This is a genomic window from Burkholderia sp. MSMB0856 (assembly GCF_001524645.2).
Lineage (GTDB): Bacteria > Pseudomonadota > Gammaproteobacteria > Burkholderiales > Burkholderiaceae > Burkholderia > Burkholderia diffusa.
Map to the genome: position 1 here is coordinate 2,523,325 of NZ_CP013427.1, position 15,781 is coordinate 2,539,105.

The 15,781-nt window shown below is 69.2% G+C and carries 14 protein-coding genes and 1 riboswitch; of the genes, 10 read left to right on the forward strand and 4 right to left on the reverse strand.

Going from position 1 to position 15,781, the window contains the following annotated elements; all coding sequences use genetic code 11:
- Positions 1-109 precede the first annotated feature (109 nt).
- Positions 110-1,948, forward strand: a complete 1,839-nt coding sequence (locus WS87_RS12970; RefSeq protein WP_442861401.1) for a tetratricopeptide repeat protein — start codon at positions 110-112, stop codon at positions 1,946-1,948.
- A gap of 77 nt (positions 1,949-2,025) precedes the next feature.
- Here the strand turns inward: WS87_RS12970 and WS87_RS12975 are convergent, their stop codons facing one another.
- Positions 2,026-3,321 carry an MFS transporter gene (locus WS87_RS12975; protein WP_059816248.1) on the reverse strand — a complete coding sequence of 432 codons (1,296 nt, stop codon included), beginning with the start codon at positions 3,319-3,321 and terminating at the stop codon, positions 2,026-2,028.
- Positions 3,322-3,362: 41 nt separating this feature from the next.
- Here WS87_RS12975 and WS87_RS12980 point away from each other — a divergent pair, with 41 nt between their 5' ends.
- The gene (locus WS87_RS12980; RefSeq protein WP_236873187.1) at positions 3,363-4,622 is read left to right on the forward strand and encodes a hypothetical protein; all 1,260 of its coding nucleotides are present in this window, start codon (positions 3,363-3,365) and stop codon (positions 4,620-4,622) included.
- Between the two features lie 77 nt (positions 4,623-4,699).
- On the opposite strand, the gene WS87_RS12985 is transcribed toward WS87_RS12980, so the two are convergent.
- Together WS87_RS12985 and WS87_RS12990 are read right to left on the reverse strand one after the other, a co-directional pair.
- Positions 4,700-5,392, reverse strand: coding sequence for a DUF2968 domain-containing protein (locus WS87_RS12985; RefSeq protein ID WP_059816252.1), 693 nt, complete (start codon positions 5,390-5,392; stop codon positions 4,700-4,702).
- 114 nt (positions 5,393-5,506) lie between these two features.
- A complete protein-coding gene (locus tag WS87_RS12990; RefSeq protein WP_059816255.1) occupies positions 5,507-6,694 on the reverse strand; it encodes a gamma-glutamyl-gamma-aminobutyrate hydrolase family protein in 1,188 nt (395 codons plus the stop codon).
- Positions 6,695-6,972: 278 nt separating this feature from the next.
- Between WS87_RS12990 and WS87_RS12995 the strand changes: the two genes are divergently transcribed.
- The 8 genes from WS87_RS12995 (at position 6,973) to WS87_RS13040 (ending at position 14,951) form a co-directional block, all read left to right on the forward strand.
- Positions 6,973-7,653 (forward strand): GntR family transcriptional regulator, encoded by a 681-nt coding sequence (locus tag WS87_RS12995; protein ID WP_059816259.1) that lies wholly within the window; start codon positions 6,973-6,975, stop codon positions 7,651-7,653.
- 7 nt (positions 7,654-7,660) lie between these two features.
- Positions 7,661-9,037, forward strand: coding sequence for an amidase (locus WS87_RS13000; protein WP_059816262.1), 1,377 nt, complete (start codon positions 7,661-7,663; stop codon positions 9,035-9,037).
- 149 nt (positions 9,038-9,186) lie between these two features.
- Positions 9,187-9,699, forward strand: coding sequence for a disulfide bond formation protein B (locus WS87_RS13005; protein ID WP_059467072.1), 513 nt, complete (start codon positions 9,187-9,189; stop codon positions 9,697-9,699).
- A gap of 614 nt (positions 9,700-10,313) precedes the next feature.
- The gene (xdhC, locus tag WS87_RS13015; RefSeq protein WP_059816265.1) at positions 10,314-11,318 is read left to right on the forward strand and encodes a xanthine dehydrogenase accessory protein XdhC; all 1,005 of its coding nucleotides are present in this window, start codon (positions 10,314-10,316) and stop codon (positions 11,316-11,318) included.
- Between the two features lie 18 nt (positions 11,319-11,336).
- Positions 11,337-12,362, forward strand: coding sequence for an adenosine deaminase (locus WS87_RS13020; RefSeq protein WP_059816268.1), 1,026 nt, complete (start codon positions 11,337-11,339; stop codon positions 12,360-12,362).
- A gap of 27 nt (positions 12,363-12,389) precedes the next feature.
- Complete coding sequence (locus WS87_RS13025; protein WP_059816273.1) at positions 12,390-12,752, forward strand: hypothetical protein; 363 nt, start codon at positions 12,390-12,392, stop codon at positions 12,750-12,752.
- The gene (guaD, locus tag WS87_RS13030) at positions 12,749-14,068 is read left to right on the forward strand and encodes a guanine deaminase (protein WP_059699462.1); all 1,320 of its coding nucleotides are present in this window, start codon (positions 12,749-12,751) and stop codon (positions 14,066-14,068) included. Before WS87_RS13025 ends, guaD begins: the two co-directional genes overlap by 4 nt.
- 94 nt (positions 14,069-14,162) lie before the next feature.
- A riboswitch (yybP-ykoY riboswitch) is annotated at positions 14,163-14,287 on the forward strand.
- 91 nt (positions 14,288-14,378) lie between these two features.
- Positions 14,379-14,951: a TMEM165/GDT1 family protein gene (locus WS87_RS13040; protein WP_059448199.1), complete on the forward strand. Its 573-nt coding sequence runs from the start codon at positions 14,379-14,381 to the stop codon at positions 14,949-14,951.
- A 52-nt stretch (positions 14,952-15,003) separates the two neighbouring features.
- Here WS87_RS13040 and WS87_RS13045 read toward each other — a convergent pair whose 3' ends face one another.
- Positions 15,004-15,705 carry a DUF4136 domain-containing protein gene (locus WS87_RS13045; protein WP_059816276.1) on the reverse strand — a complete coding sequence of 234 codons (702 nt, stop codon included), beginning with the start codon at positions 15,703-15,705 and terminating at the stop codon, positions 15,004-15,006.
- Between the last annotated feature and the right edge of the window lie 76 nt (positions 15,706-15,781).

Here is a 15,781-nt window from a genome sequence, read left to right on the forward strand (position 1 = left end):
TTGTGCAAGTCTACGCCGCTCCGCGTGACGGGGCCATATGCCGACCGGCCGATCTGGGGTACCCCCGCGCAGTGTGGGAAAATACGCGCTTTCCGTCAGTTTTCGCGTCATGGATTCCGCATTCGACCGAGCGTATGCCGCTCACCGCGCGGGCCGCCTCGCCGAGGCCGAGCACGGCTATCGCACCGCCCTCGCCACCAATCCCGCCGACGCCGACGCACTGCATCTGTTCGGCGTGCTGCGGCATCAGCAGGGCCAGCATGCCGAGGCGGCCGATCTCGTCGGGCGTGCGGTCGACCTGCGCCCGAACGATGCCGCGCTGCAGCTCAATCTCGGCAACGCGCTGAAGGCGCTCGGCCGACTCGACGAAGCGATCGACCGCTTTCGCAACGCGCTCACGCTCGCGCCCGAATTTCCGCTCGCGCACTACAACCTCGGCAACGCGTATGCGGCGCTGCAGCGCCACGAGGATGCCATCGACGCGTTCGGCCGCGCGCTCCGGCTCACGCCCGACGACGCATCGATCCACAACAACCTCGGCAACGCGCTGAATGCCCTCGGCCGTCACGACGACGCGCTCGCCGCATTCCATCGCGCCCTTGAGTTGCGGCCCGGGCATGCCGGCGCGCACAACAATCTCGCGATGGCGCTGAACGCGATGGGCCGGGCCGACGACGCGATCGCGCACTTCCAGGCGGCGATCGCCGCGCAGCCGCGCTTCGTCGCCGCGCATTTCAATCTCGGCAACACGCTCGAGGCGGTCGGCCGTCACGCCGAAGCCGCCACCGCATTCGAAGCCGCGCTCGCGCTGCACCCGCCGTTCCCGCTCGCCCTTTTCGGGCTTGCGAACGCGCTGTGCGCGCAGGCACGCCAGCGCGAAGCGCTGCCCTATTACGAACGCGCGGTCGGCCTCGATCCGTCGTTCAGTCTCGCGTGGCTGAACCTCGGCAACGCGCATCACGCACTCGGCGCGCACGAGATGGCGCTGCGCGCGTACGATCAGGCGCTGCGCGTCGCTCCCGACCTCAAACTCGCGCACCTGCATCGCGCCGTCACGCTGCTGACGCTGGGCGACTTCACCCGCGGCCTGCCCGCATACGAAACGCGTCACGACACGCCCGGCGCGACGCCGCTCGGCACGCTGCCGCGCTGGCAAGGCGAGCCGATTGCGTCGCGCACGCTGCTGATCCGCGCGGAACAGGGCTTCGGCGACACGCTGCAGTTCGTCCGCTTCGTGCCGCTCGCGCGCGCGCGCTGCGCGCGCGTCGTGCTCGAAGTGCAGCCGGAACTCGTCACGCTGCTCGCGCCGGCCGCGGCACGCTGGCGCGTGACGCTCGTCGCACAGGGCGCCGCGAAGCCGCCGGCGGCGGACGTCGCGTGCACGCTGATGAGCCTGCCGTTCCTGCTCGGCCTGCAGCCGGCCGACATCGTCGCGGGTAGACGCTACCTCGACGCGCCGGACAACGCGCACCGGCGCTTTCGCGGCTCGCTCGGCGGCCAGTCGAAGCGCAAGTTCGGTCTCGCGTGGTCAGGGCGCCGGCAGGCGCAGGAAAACCGCTCGATGCCGTTCGACGCGCTCGCGCCGCTGCTCGCGCTGCCGGACATCGACTGGGTCGTGCTGCAACCGGCGCTCGACGAAGATGAACGCGCGCGCGTCGACGCGCATCCGCGCGTGCATCGCCTCGATGGGCGACTGAACGACTTCGCCGACACGGCCGCGCTGATCGAACGGCTCGACGGCGTCGTCACGATCGACACGGCGGTCGCGCACCTCGCGGGCGCACTCGGCAAGCCGCTGTGGATCATGCTGCCGTTCGCGCCCGACTGGCGCTGGTTCACCGGCGACGATTGCCCGTGGTATCCGCACGCGCGGCTCGCCCGCCAGTCCGCACCGGGGCAATGGCTCGACGTGGCGACGGCGGTCGCCGGCGCGCTGCGCGACGCCTGACCACGGCCGCACGCAGATGAAAAAAAGGAGCGCGACGCGCTCCTTTATTCATTCGACGCGATGCGACGCGGGTGGCGTCAGGCCGCCTTATACTGGTTGCGCGATTCGGGCGTGCGATACAGCACGAGCGTCGCGATCAATCCGCAGATCGCGGCGACGCTCAGCCACAGCCCCGGAGCCGCCTTGTTGCCCGTCTGGTGGATCAGCAACGTCGAGATCGCCGGCGTGAAACCGCCGATCGTCGTCGCGAGGCTGTACGCGAGCGAGAAGCCGGCAGTGCGCACGTCGGCCGGCATGACTTCGGTCAGCGCGACGACCATCGCGCCGTTGTACGAGCCGTACAGGAACGACAGCCACAGCTCGACCGCCAGCAGCCGCAGGAACGACGGATCGGCCACGAGCCACAGCACGGCCGGGTAGGCCGACAGCAGCGTGAGCACCGTGAACGCGATCAGCACCGGGCGGCGGCCGATGCGATCCGACAGCGCGCCGGACAGCGGCAGCCAGACGAGATTGGACAGGCCGACGCAGACGGTCACGACCAGCGCGTCGAGCGACGACAGGTGCAGCACTTCCTTGCCGAATGTCGGCGTGTAGGCCGTGATCATGTAGAACGACACCGTCGTCATGATCACCATCCCCATGCCGGCGATCACGACACCCCAGTTCTCGAGCATCGAACGCATGATCTCGCCCATCGTCGGACGATGACGCTTCGCGAGGAATTCGTCGGTCTCCTTCAGCGAACGACGGATCAGGAACAGGAACGGGACGATCAGACAGCCGATCAGGAACGGAATGCGCCAGCCCCACGCGGTCATGTCCTCGACCGGCAGCGCGCGGTTCAGCAGCACGCCGACGAACGCGGCGAACACGACCGCCACCTGCTGGCTGCCCGATTGCCACGACGTATAGAACCCCTTGTGGCCCTTCGTCGCGATTTCCGACAGGTAGACCGACACGCCGCCGAGTTCGACGCCCGCGGAAAAGCCCTGCAGCAACCGGCCGAGCAGCACGAGCACCGGCGCGAGCACGCCGATCGTCGCATAGCCGGGTATCGCGGCCACCGTGAGCGTGCCGAGCGCCATCAGCCCAAGCGTCAGGATCAGCCCCTTGCGGCGGCCGTGGTGGTCGATGTATGCGCCGAGCACGATCGCGCCGACAGGACGCATCAGGAAGCCCGCGCCGAACACGGATAGCGACAGCATCAGCGACGCGAACGCGTTGCCGCTCGGAAAATAGGTTTTCGCGATGGCCGACGCGTAATACCCGTAGACCATGAAGTCGTACATTTCCAGGAAGTTGCCGCTGACGACCCGGAACACGGTACGAACCTTCGATTCCTGGGCGACGGCGTGTGTTGCTGTGGACATGTTGTTCTCTCTCGGCGCGGATGGCGCGACATCGGCGCCGTATGGATCCGACGATGCAGTGGCACCGGACCGGCACGCACGAACATCGCTGCCAGCCGACGGCACGCCGCGCAACGATGTGCACGCCGGCATGGTCGGCAAATGATGCCACGCGAAGCCGACAATTGCCTTGGGCCGGGGCCGTGATCAACGTCGCCGCGTACGTCTCGTACGAATCGCCTCGAAAAACGCACGAAAATCAGATCGGTCTGATCGACAGGTCGCCGGCGACTCACCACAATGTCACGACTCGCCACGCTATTCGCGCCGCGGCCGGCATCGTCGCCCGTGTCGCACCGTGTACCGCCCTCATGATCCCAACGCCTCTCGTTTCCGTCGAAGGTCCGCTTGCCCGCCCTCGTGTCGCGCCCCTCGACGGCGTGCCGCCGTTCGGCCGCGAATGGACGTTCCGCGGCGCGCCCGGTACCCGGCTCGGCACGCGCTGCGCTGCCATCCTGAAGACCTCGTGCATCGACGTCGAAGCACCGCATCGCATGTGCCGCTGGCAATCGCCGCCCGCCGCGCGCCCGGTGTCTGCCGGTGTACCGGCCGTTGCGGCGCGCGCCGCCGGCCAGCACATCGAGCATGCCGCCGGTCGCGCGCATGACCGGCGTGCGCGGCACGCCGCCTGCTGGAGCATCGGCGCACTCGGCATCATCGGCTGGTTGATCGCCGCGCACGAGCCGTTCCCGGGTTTCGCGCCTGCGCCCGCGATGCAGACCGTTGGCGTCGAGCCGAAGCACGCCGTGCAGTCCATGGGTGCCGTGCAAACGGCCGCGGTGGCGCCCGCCACACCGACCATCGCGCCGGCTCAGCCCGTCGCGGTGCGGCCGGTTGCGACGCCCTCCACAGGCGCGCCCGTCACACGCGGCGCGACGACCAATCCAGCGCCGCGCCGTGCCGACACGACACCGAACGTTCAGCGCGTCGCCACTGCAGCGCCGCCGACGCCGCATCGTTCGGACAACAGGCGCACGGCAACGGCACGCGTACAAGCACCTTCCACGCCGCGATTCACCGCCCGCCCGTCAGTCACTCACCACGCGTCGCGCACGCCGACGCCCGATCGCGTCGGTTCGCCTGCGCATCCCGGAGCCCCCCGCGACCCGCTCGACGATCCGCTCACGCTTATCGCGGTGGCGAACGCGCTGCAGGCCGATCGCCCGGCACCGGCGGCCAATGGGCCCGTCGCCGGCTTCGACTGGACAGCGCAATTGTCCCATCGCCGCCTGACCGACGTACCGGATACGCTCACCCGCTGACAGCGCCCAACAAAAAAACCGGCGAAGCAGGCTTCGCCGGGTTTTTTGTCCGTCCGTTGGTCCATCGGACCGAATCGTCACTTGTGCGCGGGCAATCCCGTTTCGGACTGCCGCTCGAGTTGCCGTACCTGCTCCTGCAGATCACGCAACTGCACCTGCGCGGCCCGCTTCTCGATCTGCAGTGCCTGCGTCTGCTCCTGCTCCGCCTTCTGCCGCTGCGCGACCTCGGCCTGCTGGCCGCGCGCGATATTCAGATCCGCCTGCAGTTGCTGCGCGCGATTCGCCTGCAGCGCGATCACGCGTTCGAGGAACGTCTTCTGCGCCTGGAGTTCGGTGCGACGAATTTCGACATCTGCGAGCTGCGCCGTCTGCTGGACGAAGTTCGCGTACACCATCTCCGCGCGGTTCTTCTCCTGCGACCTGATCACGCGCCACAGATGCTTGTCCTGAAACAGCGCGACGTAATACGTCATCTCGCGCGGATCGAACATCAGGCTTGCGCCATAGCTGCCGTTGTAGGTGGTGCGCATCTCGACGATTCGGCCGTCATGCAGCATCTGCGTGAGTTCAGCGACGTTGCCTTGCGCCGCGGCCTCCGTGGCGGACGCCGGCGCCGCGGTCGCCGCATCGCCGCTCAGGCTCGTCACCGCGGGGCGCGTGCCCGCGACCGGCGCGGTCGCGTCGGACCACGCCGCGCCCGCGTGCGCGCAGGCGGCCAGCGCAACGATCCACGTCGCGCATCGTGCAGGGGAAAAATCTCGGAAGGCCAACGTCAGACTCCGTCGAACGAATCGGGAGTCGCGATTATCGTTCAAAACGAAACGGCCGCATCTCGAATTTATCGGGATGCGGCCGGCTTTCCTGCGCGGCAATACAAGAACGGGTTACAGGCGGGTCTCGCGAGCGGCGCGCAGGAACGCATCGAGCAGCGGCGTGCAGTCGAGCAACTCGGAGCCGCCGGCACGATGAAACTCCGGGTGCCATTGCACGCCGACGACGAACGGCGCACGCCGGTAGCGAATGCCTTCGATGATCCCGTCGCCGGCCGACACGGCCTCGATGTTCAGATCGCGGCCGAGATCGCGGATCGCCTGATGGTGGATCGAGTTCACGATCGCTTCGCTGCGCCCGGGGAACATGCTCGCGAGCGTCGACGAGTCGGGGAAGCGGATGGCGTGGCGATGCTGGTCGTAATGCTCGCTCACGTGCGCATTCGCGGTCGGCACGTCCGTCGCGATGTCCTGGTACAGCGACCCGCCGAACGCGACATTGATCAGCTGGGCGCCACGGCACACGCCGAGCACCGGCTTGCCGGACTCGACGAACTCGTGAAACAGCTCGAGCTCGTACATGTCGCGCACGCGGTCGCCCGGCCACTCGGGGCGCGCATCCGACGCCGCGTAGGTCTGCGGCGACACGTCGGCGCCGCCTTGCAGCAGCAGGCCGTCGAGATGCTTCGCGTAGTCGCGCAGGCGGATGTTGCTCGGATGCAGCATGCCCTGGTGACCGACGGTCGGGATCATGAACACGAGCACGTCGCGCGACATCACCCAGTGCGCGATCGATTCTTCGAGATACTGCAGCGTCTTGCCGCGCAGCCCCTTCGCGCCCGGCTCCGGATGAAAGATCCGCGCCGACACGCCGATGCGCAGCGTGCGCTGCGTGATCCGCTGGCCGGCGCGATCGAAGATCCGGCGTGCGCGCGCCGCGACGATCCGGCCGAACACCGACCACGGCGTGTCGCTTTGCTTCAGGTACGCCGGCGGCGCGTTCGGCGCGCTCGCGGGCGGCGGACGCGGCGTGTCGAAATCGGGCTGCGCGCCGAAACCGGGCGGCGCGGCACCGTGTTTCGGCGGCACTGCACGGCCTTCTGAGGCAGCGCCTGTCGTGCCCGCGGCGCCGGGCTCGGACGCCGCCGTGACCGGCGACGCGCCGTCCGCCGCGACGATCTGCGCGGCGGCAGCCCGCGTGGCGGGCGCCTCCGGCGTATGCGCCGGACTGGAACGGGGGGAATCGGTAGAAGCGGAAGATGTGCCGGGCAGACCGGCCGGGGAAGGCGTGTTTTCGCTCATGACGATGGTCTGGTACGTCGCTCGCGCGTGGTGGATTGACGAGGATTCATTATGCTTCAGTGCACGATGGCGCGGTAAACGAGCAACATCCTGTCGATATTGTTGCAACTCGTCGCATCCGCCGCGACGCGCATCACCGGCCCCGTTCGACAACATCGACAGTCGCCCGGGCCAACTGGACATCAGTGATATATCACAATAATATTCACGAGTCGCCCACGCTACCCGATCGACCGCGCCATGATCGCGCCCTGCCCGGCCACCGCGCCGCCGCCCGCATGAACGACCTGACCGACGCCCTCAACGACCGACCCGCCGCATCGGCGGTCAGCCTCGCCGATCGCGCATACGCGCTGATCCAGCGCGACATCATCACGATGCGCCTGAAGCCCGGCGCCGCGCTCAACGAAGCCGACCTCGTCGCACGCACCGGCATCGGCCGCACGCCCGTCCATCAGGCCGTCCACCGGCTGGTGCTCGAAGGGCTGCTGTCCGTGATGCCGCGCAAGGGGCTGATGGTGCAGCCGCTGTCGCTCGACGACATCGTCGCGGTGATCGACGTGCGCCGCATCAACGAAGCGCATTGCGTCGAACTCGCCGCCCGCCATGCGACGCCCGACGATTTCTCGCGCATGGCCGCGCTGCTTGACGACGGGCAGGCCTGCGTCGACACGCACGACGTCGAAGGCATGATGGAGCTCGACCGCGCGTTTCATCAGACGATCGCCGCGGCGGCACGCAACACCGTGCTCGCGGAAATCCTGCGCGCGCTGCACGAACGCTCGCTGCGCTTCTGGTTCGTCACGCTGTCCGAGCCGCGCCACCTGTCCGAGGTCCAGCGCGAACACCTCGAATTGTTCGAACGGCTGTCCGCGCGCGATGCCGCCGGCGCACGCACGGCCGTCGAACGCCATATCGATTCGTTTCGCGCCACGCTTGTCCAACATCTTCGTCCCTGAGCCGCCCATGACCACCTTCACGCCCTTCCCTCCGCTCGCCCAGCTCGCCGCCGACCTCGCCGCCGGCCGGACCACGAGCCGCGCGCTCGTCGACGTCGCGCTCAACCGGATCGCCGATCCGTCCGGCCAGGGTGCCGCCGTCTTCACCGAAGTCGACGCCGACAACGCGCGCGCGGCCGCCGATGCCCACGACCGCCTGCGTGCGGCGGGCACCGTGCTGTCGCCGCTCGCGGGCATCCCCGTGTCGGTGAAGGATCTGTTCGACGTCGCGGGCCAGGTGACGCGCGCCGGCTCGCGCGTGCTCGACGGCGCGCCGCCCGCCAAGTCCGACGCGGTCGCCGTCGCGCGGCTCAAGCGCGCGGGCGCGGTGCTGGTCGGCCGCACCAACATGAGCGAGTTCGCGTTCTCGGGGCTCGGCCTGAATCCGCACTTCGGCACGCCGCGCTCGCCGTACCGCCGCGACGTGCCGGGCGACGCGCGAATTGCCGGCGGTTCGTCGTCCGGCGCAGCCGCGTCCGTCGCCGACGGGATGGCGGCCGTCGCGCTCGGCACCGACACCGGCGGCTCGATCCGCATTCCGGCCGCGCTGTGCGGGCTCACGGGCTTCAAGCCGACCGCGAGCCGGATCCCGACGCAAGGCGGCGTGCCGCTGTCGACCACGCTCGACTCGTTCGGCCCGATCGGCCTGACGGTCGCCTGTTGCGCACTCGTCGACCGCATGCTCGCGGGCCTCGAGCCGCACGTGCCGGCCGCGCGACCGCTCGAAGGCGTGCGGCTCGGCGTGCTGACCAACTATGTGACGGACGGTGTCGACGCCGATGTCGCCGACGCGCTCGACGCATCGCTGAAACACCTCGAAGCCGCCGGCGCGATCGTCACGGAAGTGCGCTTTTCCGCGCTCGACCGGTTGCCGGACATCAACCGCTTCGGCTTCTCGCCGATCGAGGCCTACGCGTGGCATCGCCCGCTGCTCGCGCAGCACCGCGACCAATACGATCCGCGCGTGCTGTCGCGCATCCTGAAGGGCGAGCCGGCGAGCGCGGCCGACTATCTCGACCTGGTCGCCGCCCGCCAGGCGATGCTGGACGAAGCGGCACACACGGTCTGGTCGCGCTTCGACGCGCTCGTCGCGCCGACGGTGCCGGTCGTGCCGCCGCGCATCGCCGAACTCGAAGCGGACGACGCCGCCTTCACGCGCACCAACGCGCTGATCCTTCGCAACCCGAGCGCGTTCAACTTCCTCGACGCCTGCGCGCTGTCGCTGCCGTGCCATCCGCGCGACGCAGCGCCGGTCGGCCTGATGCTCGCGGCCGCGCCGCATCGCGACGACGCGCTGCTCGCGATCGGCCAGGCGGTCGAAGCCGTGCTGAACACGATCCGGTGACCGCACGGGCGCAATGACGGCGGCAGATGCCCCGGACGCAGTGGCTGCGGCGGGGTGCCGCACGTGCGCTGTCAGTTTCGTGCCAGATCGTTCGCGCTAAAATCGCGCGATTGTTTATCGGACCGACCAACGACAGGAATCCCGCCGACATGAACGACTCCACGCTCGCACTCCGCCGTGAACGCCGCCTGCTGATGCTGCTCGGATGGGTGTGCATCGCCCTGCTGGCCGGCGCGCTCTATCTGCAGTACGTGAAGAACGAAGATCCGTGCCCGCTGTGCATCATCCAGCGCTACTTCTTCGCGGCGATCGGGATCTTCGCGTTCCTGGCGGCCGGGATGCGCAACTGGCGCGGCATCTGGGTGCTCGAGCTGCTGATCGCGATCGCCGCGGCCGGCGGCGTCGGCACCGCCGCGCGGCACCTGTCGATCCAGATGAATCCGGGCTTCAGCTGCGGCTTCGACACGTTGCAGCCGATCGTCGACAGCCTGCCGCCCGCCCAGTGGTTCCCCGGCATGTTCAAGGTCGCCGGCCTGTGCGAGACGGTCTACCCGCCGATCTTCGGCATCCTGCTGCCGGGCTGGGCGCTGATCGGCTTCGCCGCGATCCTGATCGCCGTCGCCTCGAGCCTCTGGCGCCATCGCCGCAAGCTGGCAGGCTGACCGGACGCGCCACGCGGTCCGGCCGACCGGTCGAGGCCGCGCGGGCGCGTCGCGCCGCTCACCCGGCTGCGCCGGCGCAGCCCCGACGCGCCCGCACCGTGCCCGCCGCGCGTAAACACCTACCCCCGCCGCACCCCGGATTTCCGGGCGAACGCACGTCGCGCGACATCCGCGCGCACGCCCCGCCGCACATGCGTTTCGGGCCGATGCCCGTGCATCTGTGCCCCGATTCCGCGCGGCGGGCCTATGATCGACATGATCGCCGCCTGATAGCCCGGATCACCGCCCGGCAATGTTTCCGCCGCCTTGCGGTGCTATCTTCGCGACTGGATGGCGATCTACGTGCGCGAGGCCAGCGGTCTCACCTCCTGCGTAACGCGCGCCCGATCCGCAATGTCGACTGGATTCATCATGACAACGCAAACCATCCGCATCCGTCACCCTCATGGCGTCCGCGCGTCCCGCGGCGTCGTTCGCGCGCGCCTTCGGCCCACGGCCGCCGCGCCGAACAAGTCGGGCCGCCGGCCCGCGTCGCTCCCATCCGTCCTCGTTGCCGCCGCGCCCGCCAGCCCGCGCCGCGCGTCGTGCCGCGTCGTCCCGACCGGAGCGTGCTGATGGAAGCCTGGCTCGGCGATTTGCAGCAACTGCTCGCGCACGGCGAAGCGGCCGTGCTCGTGACGGTCGCGCACACCGACGGCTCCGCGCCGCGCGAGGCCGGCACCAAGATGCTCGTCACGCGCGACACGGCCCGCCATACGATCGGCGGCGGTCATCTGGAATGGAAGGCGATCGAGATCGCGCGGCATCTGCTGAAGGACGGCGCGCACGTGCCCCACGCACGCCGGCTCGAACGGCTCGCGCTCGGCCCGAGCCTCGGCCAGTGCTGCGGCGGCGCGGTCGTGCTCGCGTTCGAGCGGCTCGACGTCGGCGACCTCGGCTGGATCATGTCGCTCGCCAAGCGCGTCGCGGCGGGCGCCGCGACCGTGCGTAGCGTATCATTCGGCCCCTCGCCGGGCGCGCCGCTGCTCAGCGAACCCGAATCGCCCGCGGCGCACGCCGATTGCCTGCTGTGGGAAACCGGCGGCGTGTCGCTGATGACCGAAACGATCGCGCCGTTTGCGTTCCCCGTCGTGCTGTTCGGCGCGGGACACATCGGCACCGCGCTCGTGAAGGTACTGGCGACGCTGCCGTGCCACGTGCACTGGATCGACGGGCCCGACGCGGTGTTCCCGCCGGCCGACGCACTCGCCGGGATCGGCAATCTCGCGATCGATGCGGTGGCCAGCCCGGCCGATGCCGTCGACACGGCGCCGCCGCATGCGTACTTCGTCGTGATGACGCACGACCACGCACTCGATTTCGTGCTGGCCGAACGCATCCTGCGGCGCGGCGACTATGCGTATTTCGGGATGACCGGCTCGCTCACCAAGCGCGTGCAGTTCGATCATCGGCTGGCGGCGATCGGCATCGACCCGGCCCAGGTCGCGCGGATGCGCTGCCCGATCGGCGTCGAAGGCATCGTCGACAAGGCACCCGAAGTGATCGCGATCTCGGTGGCCGCGCAGTTGCTGCAGGCCGTCGAGGCGAACGCGCCCGTGCAGGTTTCCCCACAATTCTGACCGACCAAGAACAACGCCATGACCCCGACATTCAAGGACAAGATCGCCCGCGCTCCGAAAGCGGAGCTGCACATCCATATCGAAGGCTCGCTCGAGCCCGAACTGATTTTCGCGCTCGCGCAGCGCAACGGCGTGAAGCTCGCGTACGAGTCGATCGACGCGCTGCGCGCCGCGTATGCGTTCACCGACCTGCAGTCGTTCCTCGACATCTATTACGCCGGCGCGAGCGTGCTGCTGACCGAGCAGGATTTCTACGACATGACGGCCGCGTACTGCGAACGCGCACTCACCGACAACGTCGTCCACACCGAGCTGTTCTTCGACCCGCAGACGCACACCGAACGCGGCGTGCCGATCGAGACGGTCGTTGCCGGCATCGACCGCGCGCTCGCCGATGCCGAGCAGCGCGGGCTGTCGAGCAAGCTGATCCTGTGTTTCCTGCGCCACCTGTCCGAAGAAGATGCGCTCGCGACGTTCGAATCCGCGTTGCCGCTGTTCGAACGCTATCGCCACCGGCTGATCGGCGTCGGTCTCGATTCGTCCGAGCTCGGCCATCCGCCGACGAAGTTCGCGCGCGTGTTCGAGAAGGCGCGTGCGCTCGGGCTGAAGCTCGTCGCGCATGCGGGCGAGGAAGGTCCGCCCGCCTACATCCACGAAGCGCTCGACGTGCTGAAGGTCGACCGGATCGACCACGGCGTGCGCAGCATCGAGGACGCGGCGCTCGTCGAACGCCTCGCGCGCACGCGCACGGCGCTGACCGTGTGCCCGCTGTCGAACCTGAAGCTGTGCGTGTTCGACGACATGACGAAACACACGCTGAAGGCGCTGCTCGATCGGGGTGTCGCGGTGACGATCAACTCCGACGATCCGGCCTATTTCGGCGGCTACGTGAACGACAACTACTTCGCGACGGTCGACGGGCTGCAACTGACGGACGCCGAAGTGCACGCGGTGATCCGCAACGGCTTCGAGGCGTCGTTCGTCGACGCCGCGCAGCGCGATGCGCTGATCGCGCGTCTCGATTCGTACTGGCAAGCCGCGTGACGGCCGGCATCGAGGTTCGCTAGACAGATGAAACACGTCGACGACATCCGCTTCGTGGCGACCGGCTCGACCCTGCGCCATGCCGGCCGCGTGCGTGCCCCGCGCGCGCGCGCCGACGTCGCGCCCGTCGCCCGCGTGGCGACGGCGTTGTGCGACGTCGCGCGCCGAAGCCTGTCGTGGCGGCTCGTCATGCAGCTCGCCGCCGTGCCGGTCGCACATGCCGCCGCACATGCCGCCACGCTCGCGTGCGCGCTCGCCATCCGCGGCGCCCCGGCCTTCGCGCTTCGCCGCGTCGCGCATGCCCGGGCAGCACCCGCCATGCCGTCGCCCGCGCGGCGCCGACCGCTTTCTTCTGTTCGCCTTACCTTGATGCAGGACCATTCGTCATGACGCAAACCGCTTTCCGTTCCCAACTGCTGACCTTCAACGGCGACCCGGCGCAGTCGAGCCAGGCCGCGAACCACGAGACCGACGGCCTCCTGATCGTCGACGACGGCAAGGTCGTCGCGGCCGGCCCGCATGCGCGGCTCGCCGCGACGCTCGCGCGCGACGCGGTCGTCCATGACCTGCGCGACAAGCTGATCGTGCCCGGCTTCATCGACACGCACATCCACTATCCGCAGACGGACATGATCGCGTCGCCGGCGCCCGGCCTGCTGCCGTGGCTCGACAAGTACACGTTCCCGACCGAGCGCCAGTTCGGCGATCCGGAACATGCGCGCGAGGTCGCCGACTTCTTCGTCGACGAACTGCTCGCCTGCGGCACGACGAGCGCGCTCGTCTACTGCACCGTGCACAAGCAGTCGGCCGACGCGCTGTTCGCGGCAAGCGACGCGCGCGACCTGCGGATGATCGCGGGCAAGGTGCTGATGGACCGGAACTGCCCCGAATTCCTGCGCGACACCGCGCAATCGGGCTATGACGACAGCGCCGAGCTGATCGGCCGCTGGCACGGCAAGGGCCGCCAGATGTACGCGCTGACGCCCCGCTTCGCGCCGACGTCCACCGAGGCGCAGCTCGAGGCATGCGGCGAACTCGCGCGTCGCCATCCGGACGTGTTCGTGCAGAGTCACGTCGCGGAAAACGTCGATGAAGTGAAATGGGTGGCCGAGCTGTTCCCCGGCCACCGCAGCTATCTCGACATCTACGATCGTTACGGACTGCTGCGCCCGCGCGCGGTGTACGGCCACTGCATCCACCTCGACGACGAGGACCGTCGCCGGATGGCCGAGACGCGCACCGTCGTCGCACACTGCCCGACGTCGAACTTCTTCCTCGGCAGCGGGTTGTTCGACTTCGACAAGGCCGGCGAATTCGACGTGCCCGTCACGCTCGCCACCGACGTCGGCGGCGGCACGTCGTTCTCGATGCTGCAGACGATGAACGAGGCGCACAAGGTCGCGCGGCTGTCGGGCCACCACCTGACCGCGACGCGGATGTTCTGGCTCGCGACGGCCGGCGCCGCCCAGGCGCTCGACCTCGCCGACACCGTCGGCACGCTCGCGCCGCGCACCGAAGCCGACTTCGTCGTGCTCGACCCGCAGGCCACGCCGCTGCTCGCGCGCCGCACGAAACGCGCGGAGTCGCTCGAGGAACTGCTGTTCGCGTTCGCACTGCTCGGCGACGACCGCGCCGTGTACCGCACGTATGCGGCCGGCCAGCTCGTGCACGAGCGCGGCGCCGCACGCCGCACCGCCGCCGCGTAACGCGCGCGCTCGCCCATGCCTGCGCCGGCATGCGTCGCGACGCATGCCGGCGCAACCGGATTCGCATCGCGCACGCCACACGGCGTGCTAGAATTCGCCGCTCATTGGGGAGTAGCCGCTCCGCTCGATGCCCCGCGCCAACGGCGCGCATCGTGACGGAGGCGTCCGTCAACAGACTTGGCCTTTCGGCCATGGCGGACGCAGCCACGAAGGCCTGGCGAGACCGATGGTTCACTGCGCGCCGCATCAGGGCCCGGCGCGCGGCGGATCGTCGCTCGCACGCACAACACTGGCCCGTGGAACCCCATACGTGTCCCAAGCCTTCCTGATCTCCACCGGCGCCGTCGCCCTCGCTGAAATCGGCGACAAGACCCAACTGCTGTCCCTCGTGCTGGCCGCGCGCTATCGCAAGCCCGTGCCGATCATTCTTGGCGTGCTCGTCGCGACGCTCGTGAACCACGGCTTCGCGGGCGCACTCGGCGAATGGCTCGGCGCGCTCGTCACGCCGTCGATCATGCGCTGGGCGCTCGCGTTCTCGTTCATCGCGATGGGGCTGTGGATCCTTGTGCCGGACAAGCTCGATGCGGACGAAGCCAATGCCAACCGCTCGCGGCTCGGCGTGTTCGGCGCGACGCTCGTCGCGTTCTTCCTCGCGGAAATGGGCGACAAGACGCAGATCGCGACCGTCGCGCTCGCCGCGCGCTTCCAGGATTACATCGGCGTGGTGGCCGGCACGACTTTCGGGATGATGCTGGCGAACGTGCCCGCCATCCTGCTGGGCGACCGTTTCGCGCACCGCTTGCCGACGAAGCTGGTGCACGGCATCGCGGCCGTGCTGTTCGTCGTGCTCGGCGCGCTGGCGCTGCTGGGCGTCGGGGCGTGACGCGCGCAGGCACGTGGCGCGGCCGGGCGGCCGCGCCGGTGTCGATACCGCATTACTTCGCGACCGCCGCCCCCGATGCCGGCACGGCCGGCACCGCACGCTCGTTGGCGGCCGGCGCGGCCGGGCCGCCGCGCTTGTCGACCGGCAACCGCACCGTGCGGATCGCGCCGTTCGCCAACGGGAAATCGGCGAGCGCGCTGCGCGCGAGGAACGGCATCGCATACAGCAGCGCACCGTTATCGCCGGTGGTGCGCGCGGTCACGTTGTAGACTTCCTTGCCGGTCGCGCGCTCGGTGATCCGGATGCCGAGCGTGTAGTCGAAGACCTGATAGGTCTGCGCGACGTAGCCGGCCGGCATCGGCCCCCAGGGCCCCCACGGGCCCCACGGCCCGCCCCGCCAGTACGGCCCCGGCCCCATGAACCACGGGTCGTAGTAAACCGGCTGCGGCACCGTCACCAGATCGCTGCCGACCCCGTAGGCCAGCCCGATCAGATAGCGGGCCTGCGCAGCCGGCACCTGCCTGAATGCATACGCGGACAGCTCGTTCGCGACGATCGGCTCGTAAGTCGATTGCTCGATGCTGTGCTTCTGCGCATCCGTGCGCGTGAAGGCGTACGTGCGTGTCGCGTCGCTGCCGCTCCAGTCGGAGAAGGCCGTGACCTGCGTCGTCACATAGCTCGTGCAGCCCGTCAGCAGCGCCACGCACAGCACCGCCGCCCAGCCCGCACTCCGTTGAATCCATTCATGTTTCATGTCGATCCTCGTCGCTCCGTCATCCGTTCGTCGCACCGCGCGAACCGCACGGGATGCCGATAATACGCGGACAGCC

Coding starts and splice junctions, on each gene's coding strand:
- xdhC (WP_059816265.1), top strand. CDS start 10,314: ATGGAAGCCTGGCTCGGCGATTTGCAGCAACTGCTCGCGCACGGCGAA.
- WS87_RS12970 (WP_442861401.1), top strand. CDS start 110: ATGGATTCCGCATTCGACCGAGCGTATGCCGCTCACCGCGCGGGCCGC.
- WS87_RS13000 (WP_059816262.1), top strand. CDS start 7,661: ATGACCACCTTCACGCCCTTCCCTCCGCTCGCCCAGCTCGCCGCCGAC.
- WS87_RS12990 (WP_059816255.1), bottom strand. CDS start 6,694: ATGAGCGAAAACACGCCTTCCCCGGCCGGTCTGCCCGGCACATCTTCC.
- WS87_RS12975 (WP_059816248.1), bottom strand. CDS start 3,321: ATGTCCACAGCAACACACGCCGTCGCCCAGGAATCGAAGGTTCGTACC.
- WS87_RS12995 (WP_059816259.1), top strand. CDS start 6,973: ATGAACGACCTGACCGACGCCCTCAACGACCGACCCGCCGCATCGGCG.
- WS87_RS13005 (WP_059467072.1), top strand. CDS start 9,187: ATGAACGACTCCACGCTCGCACTCCGCCGTGAACGCCGCCTGCTGATG.
- WS87_RS12980 (WP_236873187.1), top strand. CDS start 3,363: ATGGATCCGACGATGCAGTGGCACCGGACCGGCACGCACGAACATCGC.
- guaD (WP_059699462.1), top strand. CDS start 12,749: ATGACGCAAACCGCTTTCCGTTCCCAACTGCTGACCTTCAACGGCGAC.
- WS87_RS13025 (WP_059816273.1), top strand. CDS start 12,390: ATGAAACACGTCGACGACATCCGCTTCGTGGCGACCGGCTCGACCCTG.
- WS87_RS13020 (WP_059816268.1), top strand. CDS start 11,337: ATGACCCCGACATTCAAGGACAAGATCGCCCGCGCTCCGAAAGCGGAG.
- WS87_RS13045 (WP_059816276.1), bottom strand. CDS start 15,705: ATGAAACATGAATGGATTCAACGGAGTGCGGGCTGGGCGGCGGTGCTG.